Annotated in this window: 17 protein-coding genes; 6 read left to right on the top strand and 11 right to left on the bottom strand. The window is 42.6% G+C overall.

Annotated features, from left to right (window positions below; all coding sequences use genetic code 11):
• Positions 1 to 346: 346 nt before the first annotated feature.
• The 3 genes from HWQ58_RS15320 (at position 347) to HWQ58_RS15310 (ending at position 3,507) form a co-directional block, all read left to right on the top strand.
• Positions 347 to 1,969 carry an apoptosis inducing factor family protein gene (locus HWQ58_RS15320; RefSeq protein ID WP_292863912.1) on the top strand — a complete coding sequence of 541 codons (1,623 nt, stop codon included), beginning with the start codon at positions 347 to 349 and terminating at the stop codon, positions 1,967 to 1,969.
• Positions 1,970 to 2,112: 143 nt separating this feature from the next.
• Positions 2,113 to 2,340, top strand: coding sequence for a hypothetical protein (locus tag HWQ58_RS15315; RefSeq protein ID WP_292863909.1), 228 nt, complete (start codon positions 2,113 to 2,115; stop codon positions 2,338 to 2,340).
• A 303-nt stretch (positions 2,341 to 2,643) separates the two neighbouring features.
• Entirely contained in the window at positions 2,644 to 3,507 is an 864-nt protein-coding gene (locus HWQ58_RS15310; protein WP_292863906.1) for an alpha/beta fold hydrolase, read from the top strand.
• An 81-nt stretch (positions 3,508 to 3,588) separates the two neighbouring features.
• Here the strand turns inward: HWQ58_RS15310 and HWQ58_RS15305 are convergent, their stop codons facing one another.
• The 3 genes from HWQ58_RS15305 to HWQ58_RS15295 form a co-directional block, all read right to left on the bottom strand.
• Positions 3,589 to 4,905, bottom strand: coding sequence for a Gfo/Idh/MocA family oxidoreductase (locus tag HWQ58_RS15305; protein WP_292863903.1), 1,317 nt, complete (start codon positions 4,903 to 4,905; stop codon positions 3,589 to 3,591).
• 284 nt (positions 4,906 to 5,189) lie between these two features.
• The gene (locus HWQ58_RS15300; protein WP_292863900.1) at positions 5,190 to 5,366 is read right to left on the bottom strand and encodes a hypothetical protein; all 177 of its coding nucleotides are present in this window, start codon (positions 5,364 to 5,366) and stop codon (positions 5,190 to 5,192) included.
• Positions 5,367 to 5,467: 101 nt separating this feature from the next.
• On the bottom strand, positions 5,468 to 5,722 hold the full coding sequence (locus HWQ58_RS15295) for a hypothetical protein (RefSeq protein WP_292863897.1): 255 nt from the start codon (positions 5,720 to 5,722) through the stop codon (positions 5,468 to 5,470).
• A 386-nt stretch (positions 5,723 to 6,108) separates the two neighbouring features.
• Between HWQ58_RS15295 and HWQ58_RS15290 the strand changes: the two genes are divergently transcribed.
• On the top strand, positions 6,109 to 6,480 hold the full coding sequence (locus HWQ58_RS15290; RefSeq protein ID WP_292863894.1) for a hypothetical protein: 372 nt from the start codon (positions 6,109 to 6,111) through the stop codon (positions 6,478 to 6,480).
• Between the two features lie 406 nt (positions 6,481 to 6,886).
• Here the strand turns inward: HWQ58_RS15290 and HWQ58_RS15285 are convergent, their stop codons facing one another.
• Together HWQ58_RS15285 and HWQ58_RS15280 are read right to left on the bottom strand one after the other, a co-directional pair.
• Entirely contained in the window at positions 6,887 to 7,264 is a 378-nt protein-coding gene (locus tag HWQ58_RS15285) for a DUF6632 domain-containing protein (protein WP_292863891.1), read from the bottom strand.
• 644 nt (positions 7,265 to 7,908) lie between these two features.
• Positions 7,909 to 8,481 (bottom strand): PEP-CTERM sorting domain-containing protein, encoded by a 573-nt coding sequence (locus tag HWQ58_RS15280; protein WP_292863888.1) that lies wholly within the window; start codon positions 8,479 to 8,481, stop codon positions 7,909 to 7,911.
• 348 nt (positions 8,482 to 8,829) lie between these two features.
• Here HWQ58_RS15280 and HWQ58_RS15275 point away from each other — a divergent pair, with 348 nt between their 5' ends.
• Complete coding sequence (locus HWQ58_RS15275) at positions 8,830 to 8,991, top strand: hypothetical protein (RefSeq protein ID WP_292863885.1); 162 nt, start codon at positions 8,830 to 8,832, stop codon at positions 8,989 to 8,991.
• Positions 8,992 to 9,023: 32 nt separating this feature from the next.
• Here HWQ58_RS15275 and HWQ58_RS15270 read toward each other — a convergent pair whose 3' ends face one another.
• The 5 genes from HWQ58_RS15270 to HWQ58_RS15250 all read right to left on the bottom strand — a co-directional run bounded on the left by HWQ58_RS15270 (position 9,024) and on the right by HWQ58_RS15250 (position 12,867).
• On the bottom strand, positions 9,024 to 9,311 hold the full coding sequence (locus tag HWQ58_RS15270) for an FAD binding domain-containing protein (RefSeq protein WP_292863882.1): 288 nt from the start codon (positions 9,309 to 9,311) through the stop codon (positions 9,024 to 9,026).
• Between the two features lie 267 nt (positions 9,312 to 9,578).
• Positions 9,579 to 9,920 carry a cupin domain-containing protein gene (locus tag HWQ58_RS15265; protein ID WP_292863879.1) on the bottom strand — a complete coding sequence of 114 codons (342 nt, stop codon included), beginning with the start codon at positions 9,918 to 9,920 and terminating at the stop codon, positions 9,579 to 9,581.
• A 257-nt stretch (positions 9,921 to 10,177) separates the two neighbouring features.
• Positions 10,178 to 10,567, bottom strand: coding sequence for a hypothetical protein (locus HWQ58_RS15260; protein ID WP_292863876.1), 390 nt, complete (start codon positions 10,565 to 10,567; stop codon positions 10,178 to 10,180).
• Between the two features lie 292 nt (positions 10,568 to 10,859).
• Positions 10,860 to 11,558 (bottom strand): SRPBCC family protein, encoded by a 699-nt coding sequence (locus HWQ58_RS15255; protein ID WP_292863873.1) that lies wholly within the window; start codon positions 11,556 to 11,558, stop codon positions 10,860 to 10,862.
• A 211-nt stretch (positions 11,559 to 11,769) separates the two neighbouring features.
• Positions 11,770 to 12,867 (bottom strand): DJ-1/PfpI/YhbO family deglycase/protease, encoded by a 1,098-nt coding sequence (locus tag HWQ58_RS15250; RefSeq protein ID WP_292863871.1) that lies wholly within the window; start codon positions 12,865 to 12,867, stop codon positions 11,770 to 11,772.
• Positions 12,868 to 13,354: 487 nt separating this feature from the next.
• Here HWQ58_RS15250 and HWQ58_RS15245 point away from each other — a divergent pair, with 487 nt between their 5' ends.
• Entirely contained in the window at positions 13,355 to 13,747 is a 393-nt protein-coding gene (locus HWQ58_RS15245; RefSeq protein ID WP_292783360.1) for a DUF6335 family protein, read from the top strand.
• A 6-nt stretch (positions 13,748 to 13,753) separates the two neighbouring features.
• Here the strand turns inward: HWQ58_RS15245 and HWQ58_RS15240 are convergent, their stop codons facing one another.
• On the bottom strand, positions 13,754 to 14,170 hold the full coding sequence (locus tag HWQ58_RS15240) for a response regulator (RefSeq protein ID WP_292863870.1): 417 nt from the start codon (positions 14,168 to 14,170) through the stop codon (positions 13,754 to 13,756).
• Positions 14,171 to 14,235: the final 65 nt, after the last annotated feature.

Raw genomic sequence — 14,235 nt, 5'->3', positions numbered from 1 at the left:
TGCCAATCCATCTATCACCAAATTTTTTCCCAATTCTCAGTTGAAACAAATTTTTTTAAGTTTATCTATGTCTAAAGGCTGAATTGTCCGTCTTAAGAGATATACCATCGATAAGTTGAAAAAATCAGACTTTGTGACATAAAGTAAAATGTGAAAATAAAAACTATTTGAATATCTCTCAAAATTAATCGCACAGACCACTAATCCCGAACACAGTATGCCAGTTCTTTGTTGTTATATCAATTCCTAATGAAAGGGTGTAAAACCTTGCACCTGTACTCAAATTAATCTGTTACCGAATTTTCAAGAATTGGTATAAATCTTATTCTTAATTTGAGAGTTGATTATGAAACAGATAGAAGCAGTTGTTGGTAACATCAACGATTTAAATGATGGCGAAATGCGACAAGTGTCTGTCGGCGAGACAGAAATTTTATTAAGTCGTATAGATGGAAAGTTTTATGCCGTCGGTGCACACTGCACTCATTATAAAGCGCCACTGGCTGAGGGGGTACTGAGTGGACATCATGTTGTTTGCCCCTGGCACAATGCCTATTATGACGTAACGACTGGCGACCAGCAAGAGCCACCTGGTTTGGATGCTTTAGCTTGTTATAAAGTACGCATTGAAGGTGAAAATGTCATTGTCAGCGTACCAGAGGAAACTAACGGATTGCGATCGCCGGCAATGGCGCAATTCGACCCTAATGTTGATAGGCGGACATTTGTGATCTTAGGCGCAGGGGCGGCGGGTGTCCATGCCGCAGAAACTTTGCGAGTAGCTGGATATCAAGGGCGAATCGTGATGATTACTCAAGATAACAAGCTACCCTACGATCGCACCAAGCTGACTAAAGACTACTTCATTGGTAAGACATCCGCAGAGGAAATGCCCTTGCGCTCGCCTGATTTCTTCAAAGAACACGCGATTGAAGTCCTGTTGAATAAGCGAGTTGAACAGGTACAAACAACGGCAAAAACGATCGCCTTTACCGATAGCGACACTGGAGCGTCTAGTGATTCATTAACCTATGATGCCTTACTAGTAGCAACAGGAGGGAAACCACGCCAGCTAGATATCCCCGGTGCAGACTTGCAAAACATTTTGACATTACGCAGTTTTAATGATACGGATCGCATCTTGACAACCAGCAAACAAAAAGGACAAGCGGTAGTCATTGGCTCCAGTTTTATCGGCATGGAAACGGCTGCTGGGCTGAGGCAGCATGGCTTAGAAGTAACTGTTGTTTCACCAGATTCTGTACCTTTTAAGAAAACCCTGGGCGAGGAAATTGGCAAACTATTTCAGCAAGTCCATGAGGAAAACGGCGTTTCCTTTAAGTTTGGTAGGAAAGTGGTGCAATTTGAGGGTAGTGACAAGGTTGAAGCTGTAATTTTAGATAATGGCGATCGCCTAAAAGCAGATATAGTAATTGTCGGAATTGGCGTACAGCCTGCAACAGACTTTCTTCAGGGTATCGATTTGCATCCTAAAGATGGCAGTATTGTTGTTGATGAATACTTGCGTGCAGCCGATGGCATCTACGCCGCAGGTGATATTGCCCGTTATCCCGATTGGCGGACAAACGAATCGATTCGCGTTGAACATTGGCGAGTCGCAGCACAGCAGGGGCGAATTGCCGCTCATAACATGACAGGGAAAGCAGTCAAATTTAGAGGGCTTCCTTTATTCTGGACAATGCAATTCGACTTTCCGTTGCGCTACATCGGACACGCCCAAAGTTGGGATGAAATAATTGTAGATGGGGATTTGCAAAAACAGGAATTTATTGCTTTTTATCTCAAAAACAATCAAGTCTTGGCAGTTGCAACTAGCCATCAAGATACAGAAACAGCAGCGATCTCAGAATTGATGCGCTTGAACCAGATGCTAACTGTTGATGAATTACGGCGTGGTACAGTTGATTTGATTAACAGAGGACAGCCTGAAGTTAGTAGTAAGCGCTAGGGGATATATGACAAACATCACTGAGCGCTATGACATGATCGTTATCGCCAAATGTTTTTTATGAAAGCACTCCTGTGTAAAAGCGATCGCATTCGGTGAACTTTCTTTTTCAAGTCTTGATTTCGCGCAATCACAACAGGTAAATGACATTGTTCAAAAGCAAAACTTTGTCGTCTCCAAATGACTTTTGGTTAATTTGGATACTGCGTTTTTTACCAATGATCGCACTTTTAATTATCGTCTTTCTGATTCTGGAGTCTCTACCAATCCTCAATCATGTAGAAATAACACGTTTTTTTACAGACTCTTCCTGGAACCCAACCGCCGCGATCGCAAAGACTGCGGCTTTAATTTCTACTAGTGTTACGTAGATAGAATCCCACAATCACTGCTGGATTCCGGGCGTGCGCTTTCGATTCATATTTTTGATTTATCAATAAACGTCTCTGGAAGAGATGCTAATGCTTAGGCCTGAGCATTAGTTTTGCTGGTATCACTGCTGCTGATCAATGGTACAGCAGCATGGATTGCAGATAATTGGTTGCACAGGAGAATTTTTTCTGCATGAAATCGGCAAATATCGCTACTGGAATTGTTGAACCGTTGATTGAAACGGAGAACTTAACCCTGCAATACGATTAACATTACCGTAAAGATTTAAGTCTTTTATTCAAATGAATTCATACACTGAAACAAAATTTTTTATTGGTGATATTCCATACCAAATGTTCATTCAATATTACCGGCCAAGGAAAGACCGAAATTCAGTTCCTATTGTCCTTTTACACGGCGCTTTTCATACAGGCACTTGCTTTGTCAAAACACCCGATAATCGCCAAGGTTGGGCTGTATATCTGACAGAACAAGGCTGGGAAACCTACATTGTTGACTGGCCAGGGCATGGTCGATCAGGCTTTGTCCCAGATTTTCCCACGATGCCATATCAACGGGTAATTAATGCTACTGTGGCGCTACTCCAACAAATTGGCTCGGCTGTCATTCTTACCCACAGTATGTCTGGTGTTGTTGGTTGGCAGATAGCACAAACCCATCCCAAACTTATCAAAGCTATTGTAGGAATTGCACCAGGGCCACCAGCCAATCTATTACCAGTGATCGCAAAAGACTCTCATCAGGCTTTTCCCGAAGACCGTCCACGTATTCAGTCGCGTGAAGAAACTAAAAAATACTTCACTAACTCAGATAATTTTCCGCAAGAGGTATTTGAGAATTACTTTTGTAGTTTAGTTGCTGAGAGCGCGCGAATTAGCAACCAGCGCAGAAATGTTGAAGGACAAGGGCTTTATATTTGCCACCCTCAAATACTATTTGATATTCCCATCTTAGTGATTACAGGCGACCAAGACCCGCGCCATCCTCGTGAAGTAGATGCAGAAACTGCAAAATACTTCGGTAGTGATTTTATTTGGCTTCCTGAAGTTGGACTCCCTGGTCATGGTCATATGCAAATGCTTGAACACGGTAACTTAGCTATTGCTGACCTGTTTATCAATTGGCTGCATAGCAAGGGTCTATAGCGGTTCCCGACTTTAAATCTGCTTAGTTTTTTAGGGAGCGGACTCCAAGCAGAGGTTGTCATGACTGCGGTATGCAGGTATTTATTTAAGCATTCTGGGAGCGGGGCCACGAGTGGTATCCAATCCTGACACACGAGGTAGGGTAATCGTCTTGCCTGTTTGTGCGGCTTCGTAAATCAAGGCAATTAGTTTTTGGTCTTGCAAACCTTCTTCACCAGGCGTATGGGGTTGTTTATTTTGAATCACACAATCTGCCATGTGATCGATTTCCAAAGCAAACTGATTCTTCTCACCTATGCGCACTTCGCTAATGTTTTCTGCCATGCTGTTTGTTGGCGATTTGCGCGAAATCATCATCCGCAAACCGTTGTAGGAGAATCCCGGATCGAGTTGCGCCCAAGCATCAGAACCGAAGACGCGAAAGCGGCGTGCTTCATGAAAGCCGTAGCTGGTAGAGCAAATCCCTAGTATTCCACTGGGAAACCGCAATTGGAAGGTGACATTTTCTTCCACTTCTTTGAAGCGCGGATCGCCAGGAGTGCTGAAGATTTGGGCGCTAATTGCGATCGGTTCCTCTCCCGTCAAATAGCGAGTTGCATTCAAGCAATAAACTCCCACATCCGGTAAAGAGCCACCTCCAGCTAAGGCGCGTTTCAATCGCCACTGGTTTAAGTCACCGCCTTGGTTTTGTCCGTTATCTGCTTGAATTACCTTGATGGCTCCCAATTCTTTGCTACGGATCATCTGAATCATGGCGCGATGGTGCGGCTCATATTGGCAGCGATAAGCAATCATCAGCTTGCGATCGGCTTGTTTGCACGCATCGATCATCTGTTGAGCATCTTCCACTGTAGTTGCCATTGGCTTTTCACACAGAATGTGCTTTCCTGCTTTCGCACCACGCACCGTATATTCCCGGTGCATACTGTTAGGCAATACAATATAAATCACGTCAACGTCTGGATTGTTGCGGAGATTATCGTAATTCTGATAGTTGTAAACGTTCTGCGGTTTGATGCCATACTGCTGGGCAACAAGATTTGCTTTGGCAGCATCGCCACTAACTAATGCAGTTGGCTTTGCTAGTTTACATTCTGCAAACGCAGGCATGATTTCTTCCAATGTCAGTCTCCCTAGTCCAACGATCGCAAACCCCAAACGTCGCTCTGGAGGTAATGCAGTTGGTGGGCCACCTGTATCAACCTCAGTCTTTTCCGAGATGGGCGGAAACTCAATCTGAGGCGGTAAGGGACCTCCGCGTGGGGTGGCTTGTCCAGTTGGCTGTTGGGCAACAACCTCTTCGCCCATACTACCAATTGCAGTAGCTGAAATGGCTCCTAACCCAGCAGTAGTGAGAATCTGACGACGAGAAAATTTTCCTTTAAACACTTCAGCCATCGTGGTTCCTTAATGATGAAATTTTGGATTTAGTACAACAATTCGTAGCGAATTAAATTTGGAAATACCCTGCAATGCCAATGCGTTCCTCTGCAATTAAAAATCTACGCTCTTACGCAAAGCTGCAATAAATTCTGAGATCGCAGTGAATTGTCTGGCTTGTTGTGAAAATGCATCGAGTAACATCAACTCGGTGTAACTCACACCTGAGAAATAGCGTAGGCGTAGCCCATCGTAGACATCGCTGTTTCCGTAAACAAAATCGTTAAAAATAGTATTAATATTTACCCCAGCCCAGCTGGATTCATCGCTGTACTATCATTTCGGGTTGTTGTGGTCTTATATCGTTCGTACTGCCCTTTAGCTGCTGCTTGACGGGTACGCGCTAACAGTGCTGTAACTCGTGCCCCCATTGGTGCAAACGTGCGGACTGCCTCAAATGCCTGGTCTAAAATTTTCATACTATCGATGGCCCTAATTACAACTGAGGTTGGCAAATTCATTGCGTAGTGCAGGCACTCGATCACACTGCAGATCAGCTTGATACTTTACTTGTTCCTCTTCAATTTTTCCAATGTGATACCCCCCCAAGCCAATCACAGATACTTGTTCCTTGGTGCGTCCGAGGTTGCGATACAACCTGATCGCCGCGTCGAGTTGAAGCAGGTGAACTTTGGGCTAGCAGTTGAGTAATTTCATCAACAGGTTCTGTTTGAGCGAAGATCGGTTGCAAAAATCCTTCCGAAACTGCAAGTCCTGCTGTCACTAATCGCGAAGCAGAAGCAGTTTTTAACAAGCTGCGTCTACTGATTTCCATAATTGTCTCCTACAAGCAACAACAGGAATGAGCCGTATAATATCACTGCTATCTGGCACAGAGACTCTAGCTAAGGTGTGTTTTTAAATATACTCCGCAAGATGCATTCCCAATGTAAGTTGATGTATTCACAATGCAAGTCGATGCATTCACAATGCAAGTTGATGTATTCACAATGCAAGTTGATGCATTCACAATGCAAGCCGATGTATTCACAATGCAAGTTGATGTATTCACAATGCAAGTCGATGTATTCACAATGCAAGTCGATGCATTCACAATGCTTACCCTTTGTTTAAACTTACCCGATTTAAAACTTTATCTTACTGATAGATTTTTAGTCGCGATGGGTACATCAGATATACATTATACTAGTAGATACATCTATGAGTATCCAAGATACAACACGCCGTTTGCGCCCTCAACTGATTAGTCAAGATATTAGCTCATTCCACGGTTTGCAAACCGTCAGCACCTACAATACGACTCGTACTGATGCCTCTATTGCAAAGTTACAGGAAGTTTATCAGGCGATGTTGATTTCTCAACAAACTGAAACCGAGAAACTAGCTTTATACCGTGCTGCTGCTGATGCTGCGCGATTAGCAGAGTGGGAATTTCATAATGCTGTATTAGCGATGAAAGAAGTCGTGCGCGGGCAATATGGTTCAGATAGCGATCAAGCTCAAGCGGTGGGATTGAAGAAAAAATCAGACCGCAAGCGTCCTTCCCGCAAAAAGCCAGATGCGATGGCGTAACCGCCCGCTGGAAGCGATCGCAAGTTAATCAACTTGATTGAGATTAAAAATTAGCGATCGCCTGCTTTTAGTCTAAACTCCAGTCTGTTAGCCCACGGAGGAAAGCTCTGTTTGTGTAGCCGTGAATTCTATTCGCCCCTAGCTTAGTTTTTTCCCTTGTCGGGCACACCATCACAGGCACTAAAGTTTTAACTAAAACTGTAATTGCCACAATCACAGAGGCAATTTCCCCAATGGACAATGAATTTACTCAAACAAGAAGCAGGGGAATAGCGATCGCCCACAAATTTTAACTTCAAACAGCGATCGCTCCCTCTTCTATCTTCCTTTGCGTCCTTTGCGGTTCGATTCTCATGCCCCCTCATATCCAAAGTACAGTAAAAAATAGAGCGTAGGCGTAGCCCGTTTATGTACTTGACACTACTTTGCGGGGCGCTAAAAAGCCAAGGACAATTGCTACCAAGAACAATGCTGGAACATCACCAAACAGATGTGCCTGTTCAACAGGGTCAATTACTGCATGTACCGCCATGATCAGCCCGTGGACTAAACTTGACCAGACGGTGAACCAGATTAAACTGAGGTGAGCTTCTGGTTGCCTTGAAGCTAACAGCAAAAAGACACCAAGCGTTGCATAAACACCAATAATCATCTGTTCGTATTCGTACTGACCTGGTTGCCATAACCAGCCTGATGCCCAGACCTGAGTTAGCGGATAGATAAGTAGAAAAGCGATTCCAATAAGAACCAAAGCGATTTGTAAATACCGATCGCGCCCATCCATTGTTTTAACCTCCGCGATTTTCCAGTGCAGTCTTTACAAACAAAACTGTATAATTTTGTGATTGTATTCCCACTAGTGACACTTCAGCTTTAGAATGTTAGAAATTTTAATGCTCCTCATAGTTTAAAACTGATTCAACTGTGAGTGCAAGCCGATGCATTCACAATGCAAGCCGATGCATTCACAATGCAAGTCGATGTATTCACAATGCTTACCCTTTGTTTAAGCTTGCCCGATTTAAAACTTTATTTTACTGATAAGTTCGCAAGCGTCCTTCGCGCAAAAAGCTAGATGCGATGGCGTAACCGCCCGCTGGAAGCGATCGCAAGTTATACCTAGTTGTGTTCAAACATATTAGTTTTGGCAGGCAAGGGAAGCAGGGGAGGCAGTGCGGTCTTGGGGTTTCACACCACTTCCTACAACGGGGGAAACCCCCGCAACGGAGTGGCTCCCCAAGTGGAGCAACTGTCGTGAAGCAGAGGAGCAGAGGAGCTTTCTAGCAAGGGGAGAAATACCACAGATGATTGCAACTTGGTATTAATCAACTTGATTGAACGTAAGTTCGACCAACACAACGGTAGTAGGATCGCGACCGCCTGTAGCTGCTATTAACCAGATATCCGACTGCTTGATGTGGATCGTCCTTAGAATCGGGGTTGCGCTTGCTGTTTGCGCCGACGAATGTAGGCACAAGCGACACCTGCAAGCGCTAGACCTGCAATTGTGTTTGGTTCAGGAACAGCAGGCGTGTTCGTTTCATTTGCGGTAGATAATTTCAAGGTAAAATCGACAGGCGATCCATCGCTGACCGTGCGCTCAATGCGGAACACTTCACCAGGGTTGACGCGCGCGCCTGTGAATGTTGCAACGGAGTTGTTTTCAGATAGCGTGACCGTGTAAAGGTTTGAAGTAACAGTGCCAAACTGAGCATCAGGGCTTAACAGACGATACACAATATCACCGACAGAGACATCCAAGTTATTCAGGTTATTGTTAATCCTTAGTGCAGGTCCCGATCCTGTCCTGAGAATAGGACTAAAAAATGGCAGGGACGTAGCTCGTAGCTCGGTGAAAGTGAAGACTGGTTCACCGGAGGGAGGCGCTGGGAGAACTTCTAAAGCTTGATTGACGAGCGAGACTGCTTGTGCAGCCGTTGCAGTGATAGCTAAGGTAGCTAGTGCTACAATAGTCGAGAGTACGAACTTTTCGGTTTTCACGATTTTGAATGAACTCCTAATTAGAAAGAACTACAATCATTAAAGCTAGCCAATTGAACTTGAAGATGCACAGGATGGAAGGGAAGGATTTAATTGGCGGTCATTAGCACAAAATTTCCTACTCAAGGCAGCTGGAAAACTGAGCGATCATTTAAGAAAACCAGATTGATTTTGTAGAGATAACTAGATATCTATGGTTTTCCTACTAATTTACTCTCACCACAGCATCCTTAAAAATCACTAGTATCATAATAGATTCACTAAGCTTTTTGTTGTCTTCTTTACTGGCTTCACAAAAACTTTAAAGTAGTTGATCGCCCTCTTAAGTCACTTTCAGTAGACCGAAAAATGAGTGCGATCGCCAATCGTGTGATTCAGCTTTCATCGTTTTTGCGATGCCTACGGCTGGCTACGCCTACGCATTTGCACTATTCGACGTTGCAGTTGATCAGAGATGCGATCGCGGACTTTTACAGCAGTTTTCATGTATTTGAACCACACCTATCGTAGGGGCGCAAGGCCTTGCGCCCCTACCGCGTGGTCTATTTACCTGAAAATAGCTGTAAATAGTGCGATCGCGCTGCAAACGGTGAAGCAGGCAAATCAACGGCAACAATTAACTCTCCGTGTTGTAGAACCGTCTCTCTTTCTGGTGTATTGCCCGGTACGAGATGAAAATCGACAAGTAAAATACTGCGCTCTCCGTTTGGCTTGCGTGTCTGCACAACTGCATCGAGTGCCACCCTTGCCACAGCCATATCGGAAGGATGGGTGGCAATACAGCGATCGCTACCGCCAAGAATTGCATGGATGCGATTGTAACCCTGCAAAAAAATTTATTGCAATGATTGATAAGCTGCAAAACACAGTAAGGGACTTCCAAGAAATAAATTATCCAATTTCACGCCCATCAAAACGACTTTCTCTCCCCCTACTCCCTGCCCCCTGCCCTAAAAGCGATGGGATATTTTTTTATTTGGAAGTCCCTAAATAAAAAGGAGAACAAGAATATTGTTCCCCTACGAACGCTTTATATTCTATGCCATTGAAAGCGGCTATAAGTTTTTAGCGATCGCCAAATTTAAAATAACTGCAAATCAGTTTTCATCTCGCCCGTGAACTTGAGCTGGTGGACTTGTTGCTTCAACAGCAGTAAATGTTTCTAGAATTTTATAGGTGTGGCTAGCTCCTTTTGGTACTATCCAAGAACTCCCAGGTTCTAGTAAAATCGTTTGCCCTTCAATATGTAATTCTGCACGACCATTGATTACATAACCAACAGTTTCATATTCCCGTGCTGTTGGCTCTTTAGGTTCGTTCGGTTGTTCATTTTCCCACAGACGCATGGAAATGCTTTTGCCAGATGCAAGATATTTTTGACCAAGTTGCCCTTTAGGGGAATGACTAGAGTCTACTTTGTTAACAGTTGTATCAGACATATTTTTTGCCTCTTTATAGTTTTAACTTTGAACCTATCCCACTAATAATATTTGTGCTACAAAACTTAAGTTTGTTGAGAAATGAAAACAAAGTGATGATTTCTGGCTCATTAATATCAAGATAAATACTCGATTTAGCCTGATTTTAAGACGCGATAATTATCGCGTCTTAGTAACTTTTTAAAGCTTTTTCGACAATCTATTTAGTCCCAAACTGAAACTCAAAAGTTGTTAGAAACTCAGATTCTATTTCTCAGTTATTTTTTAGAAGAGTTATGGTAATAACCTTCTTTCTCTCCAGTCACTGGCTCAACTGTTTCTTCAACTTTATTTGTTGCAGACTTAAGAAACTCTTTTGTCGCTTCAGGAGGTTTTTCATTCAAGTTTAACTTTTCGCGGATATTATCAACAGCGCTTTTGATTGGATTTTGGGAGTTTTGAGTATTTCCTATTTGGGTATCGTTTCTAATTTCAGCTTGCCCATTTGGCACTCCTTGGTAATAAGTGCCCTCTGGAGTCGTAACATCAGCTAGTGCTATGTTAGTGTAGCTAAAAGTCTGACCCAGTAAGAACATAAATCCTACAAGGAAAACTACAAGGATTTGGGAAATGCGAATATTTTGCAGCCATGAAATTACTCGATTCATAAAAAACCTCAATTGCATTATATTGCGTGTACAATTCAAAATACTGAATGACTATTCAGTATTCAGGTTTAAGAATAACTTTGATGGAGCTATCCTTTTTTTGTTGAAAAATGTGATGGACATTTATAACAATACCATTAATACAAGCATCGGCATAAGGACACCAGCCATCTGTTTCAACACTTTGCCAGCATTAACTTATTCACTTCTGCTTTGGCAAACTTTTTGGTCATTTTCAGGCACTTGGGAAAGCGATCGCTATCAATCCCTTTTTCAGTGCTAATTATGGAAACTATTTGCGTCCACTTGCTTGACCTTCTGTGGTCGCAATTTCACCTGCTTCCATTAGCATCTTGAAGCGATGCAATTCATCACCAACTTGCTGTTCTGGTTCTTCACCGAAAAGTTTGGCTACGGTAGCTCCCAATGCACCACCTGGTGGGTTATACTCCAAGACAATCTTTACTTCTGTGCCGCGATCGCCTGGTGCTTTTTTAAAGCGGACAAAACCAGAATTATCAATATCTGCACCTTCTACAGAAGCCCAAGAGATAAATTCATTTTCCCGGTCTTCGAGAACTTCTGCATCCCATTCCACACTATTACCCAAGGGTGCATTCGCTATCCAATGAGAACGTTTTTCATTATACACCTTTACAGATTTGAGATGCTTCATAAATGTGGGCAAATTCTCAAAGTTGTGCCAAAAACGATACAATTCTTCTGCCGATTTATTAATTGTTACCGTCTTTTCAATTTTGATGGGTTGGTTTATTCCTATTGCTTCCTGTGCTTGCTGGATTGTGCTTTGTTTAGTTGCACCTTGATAAATCAAACCACCACCAGCCAAGGCTGTTAGCACTCCCCGCAAAGAACCTTGCTTTAAACCCATCAACACCATAGCACCGCCACCGATGAGAGATGCCCAACGCTCTGTTTCACCAGCTTCACCTTGACCGGTAGTAGATTTATCGCCTGATGTCGAAGTCACTTTTTTATTTCTCCATTACATACAGTAGATAACTCCAGATAACTCCACTTAAATATGCGTTATCCAGAATTACTGTAGAGACGTGACAGTGTTACGTCTCTACACATTCTTTTTCACCAGATATCTTGTAAAATAACCAAGACGCAAATACTCACAATAAGCTACGCATAGGTTACTTCTCCATCGTCGGAGTATGCACCTCTGCGATTGGTTACATTGATATAACTGCCCCTGTAGTCGGCTTAGGAGGCTGAACCTGAGTGGTTATCCGCGCCCGATACAACTCTACTAATTGCTGTTCGGATTTTGATAAATCCTGGTAAATTTCTTTGAAAATAGCAGTTGCTACCGGATCGGTGAACATCACAGACAAATTACCAATGTCGCCAATACCCGTTTGCACATCCCCCAAAGCGGAACGTAACTGATATATGTCATCACTTCCTGTCAAGGCAGTTTTTACCTTGGCATACTGATTGGCAATATTTGACGCTAAAGAGGGTTTCTCACCCAAACGCTGAAGATAGGTTTCGAGTTTTTCGATGTGGCGTTGTTTATTAGCAATGATTTTTTGAAAAAGTGATTTAATTTCGCTATCTGATGCTTTTTCAAAGTACTTCTCAAATGCTTCAAGTGAATAACGTTCACCAGTAAGAGCAGTATTTAAACCTTTGCTAATATCACCCTTAGTTGAACCACCCCAAGCATCAGCTAGTTTCCACCATTCAGCAGTTGTGTCTTTTTCATTTGGCAATGCAGCATCTTTGCCACCATAGCCCAAACGGTTCAAAATAGCTGTGGTGAAAATTGCCAAGTCTCCAGGTTCGCGAGATGTAATCAAATTCCCGTCAACTACCAACGGCTCATCTAAATAATTTGCGCCGGCATTAGTTATATCCTTGGCAATAGCGCTAAACCCAGTGGATTGTTTGCCTTTAAGCAAGTCGCCTTCAATCAAAACTTGTGGCCCGTGACAAACCGCAGCGACTAATTTTCCTTGTTGAATAGCCTCTTGTACGAAACGTACTGTGTTGGGGTTGCGTCGCATTTTGTCGGGAGCCATACCACCGGGAATCACTACTGCATCAAATTCAGCTGCGATCGCTTCCGTTGTGGTACCATCAGCTTCTATGCTAAGTTTGCCGAGTTTACCCTTATATTTTTCATTCACTCGGGAACCAAGGACTACCACCTCTATTCCTGCTTGTTTGAATCCATTATATGGAACTGTAAATTCTGCATCCTCTACTGCTTGTTCAATAAGGATAGCAACTTTTTTCTTACCTGGATGATTGTTATGTTCAGTCATAAATGGTGTTACGTTTTTATTTTTCTAGTCTTTAACTAGTTACAACAATATTTATCGATGAAGACAGTTAAATAGCCATACTTTTTACTGAATAAACAATTTTGAATTACTTATCCTCATTATCTGCCTCCGTTACTAAGATAATTTTTGAGTATTCCATTGTTTAGCATTTAGGTAATTAGAAAGTATGAATACTAAGTTAACAATGCTAAACTTAAAACTTTATTTTGTTCTACCTATTTTTGTCTAGCAGAAAATAGTTATGAGTTAGAAGTTCGCTAATTAATAATTTTGGTTGGATAACTTCTATCTCATAACTTCAACTACAAGTTCCTTGACCATGAATTCATAGCTATAATCTTATGGCGCGATCGCTAGTTTAGCGTCGTTCTCAGGGGATAGATTATTTTATCAGCTATACACCTCTAGTTAGACAAATTGGTGACAAGAAAACGTTATTGTAAGAATGCAGAAAAGGGCTAGTATCATGGCAGAAAAAAATCATAATGACAAAATTAAAAGTAATGATTTGCCACAAGAGATTACCGAATCCTACGGTACTGGTGTGAAAGACTTGCCGGGATACAATATTGGCGGACGCTCTATGCAGGACGAAAGGGACGAGTATACAGAAACTAGTCCGAAACTGACTGGTGGAGATGTCGATGCTTATTGGCAAGATGCAGATGCAGTTGGGGATGAAGCTGTTGGTGGTAGTACTTCCACTCCCGACCAAAATGTAACTGAGGACTTAGAAGCAGCAGTAGGGCTAGAAATGGCTGATTCTGAGTTTCTACATACTAACGATATTCTAGAGGATCGTGATGGCGATCGCTGGGAGTTAGATCCAAAGTCTTCTGAAGACTATCAAGACCGATGAGAATAATTACCAATGACAAGAAGCAACCAAATTAGCCACTATCTCAACTAGTTCTTCTGGAGCGACCGGTTTAGATATATGAGTGTCAAAACCAGCTTCCAAGGCACGGATACGAGCCTCACTATCAGCAAAGGCTGTTAAAGCAATAGCCGGGACTCGTCCAGAATTATTTGGTTTAAGCGCACGGAATTTGGAGATGAAAGTGTAGCCATCCTCCCCAGGCAACCCAATATCACTAATTAAAACATCAGGTTGTAATTCGGACAATACATTACGTGCATCTGCTGCTGATATCACTGCTATAACTGTTGCTCCATCCATTTCCAAGACAGTAGTGATAAAAAAGCGAGTATCATCATCATCCTCAACTACCAAGATATCTAAACCAGTAAGAGTTCCAGAAGTTTGCATAATAAATGACATTTTATTTATCCTTACTTGCTATATTCGTAATTCGTAATTAAGAGAGTACGGAGCAAGCAGTGATT

The organism is Nostoc sp. LPT (assembly GCF_017115165.1).
Lineage (GTDB): Bacteria > Cyanobacteriota > Cyanobacteriia > Cyanobacteriales > Nostocaceae > Nostoc.
The sequence above is the reverse complement of the archived record's forward strand: the minus strand, read 5'-3'. Positions and strand labels throughout refer to the sequence as shown.

What these genes read in the sequence shown, in the direction of transcription:
- HWQ58_RS15260 (WP_292863876.1), bottom strand. Translation starts at nt 10,567, where the DNA reads ATGAATCGAGTAATTTCATGGCTGCAAAATATTCGCATTTCCCAAATC.
- HWQ58_RS15305 (WP_292863903.1), bottom strand. Translation starts at nt 4,905, where the DNA reads ATGGCTGAAGTGTTTAAAGGAAAATTTTCTCGTCGTCAGATTCTCACT.
- HWQ58_RS15240 (WP_292863870.1), bottom strand. Translation starts at nt 14,170, where the DNA reads ATGTCATTTATTATGCAAACTTCTGGAACTCTTACTGGTTTAGATATC.
- HWQ58_RS15245 (WP_292783360.1), top strand. Translation starts at nt 13,355, where the DNA reads ATGGCAGAAAAAAATCATAATGACAAAATTAAAAGTAATGATTTGCCA.
- HWQ58_RS15300 (WP_292863900.1), bottom strand. Translation starts at nt 5,366, where the DNA reads ATGAAAATTTTAGACCAGGCATTTGAGGCAGTCCGCACGTTTGCACCA.
- HWQ58_RS15295 (WP_292863897.1), bottom strand. Translation starts at nt 5,722, where the DNA reads ATGGAAATCAGTAGACGCAGCTTGTTAAAAACTGCTTCTGCTTCGCGA.
- HWQ58_RS15285 (WP_292863891.1), bottom strand. Translation starts at nt 7,264, where the DNA reads ATGGATGGGCGCGATCGGTATTTACAAATCGCTTTGGTTCTTATTGGA.
- HWQ58_RS15290 (WP_292863894.1), top strand. Translation starts at nt 6,109, where the DNA reads ATGAGTATCCAAGATACAACACGCCGTTTGCGCCCTCAACTGATTAGT.
- HWQ58_RS15315 (WP_292863909.1), top strand. Translation starts at nt 2,113, where the DNA reads ATGACATTGTTCAAAAGCAAAACTTTGTCGTCTCCAAATGACTTTTGG.
- HWQ58_RS15320 (WP_292863912.1), top strand. Translation starts at nt 347, where the DNA reads ATGAAACAGATAGAAGCAGTTGTTGGTAACATCAACGATTTAAATGAT.
- HWQ58_RS15310 (WP_292863906.1), top strand. Translation starts at nt 2,644, where the DNA reads ATGAATTCATACACTGAAACAAAATTTTTTATTGGTGATATTCCATAC.
- HWQ58_RS15250 (WP_292863871.1), bottom strand. Translation starts at nt 12,867, where the DNA reads ATGACTGAACATAACAATCATCCAGGTAAGAAAAAAGTTGCTATCCTT.
- HWQ58_RS15275 (WP_292863885.1), top strand. Translation starts at nt 8,830, where the DNA reads ATGAGTGCGATCGCCAATCGTGTGATTCAGCTTTCATCGTTTTTGCGA.
- HWQ58_RS15265 (WP_292863879.1), bottom strand. Translation starts at nt 9,920, where the DNA reads ATGTCTGATACAACTGTTAACAAAGTAGACTCTAGTCATTCCCCTAAA.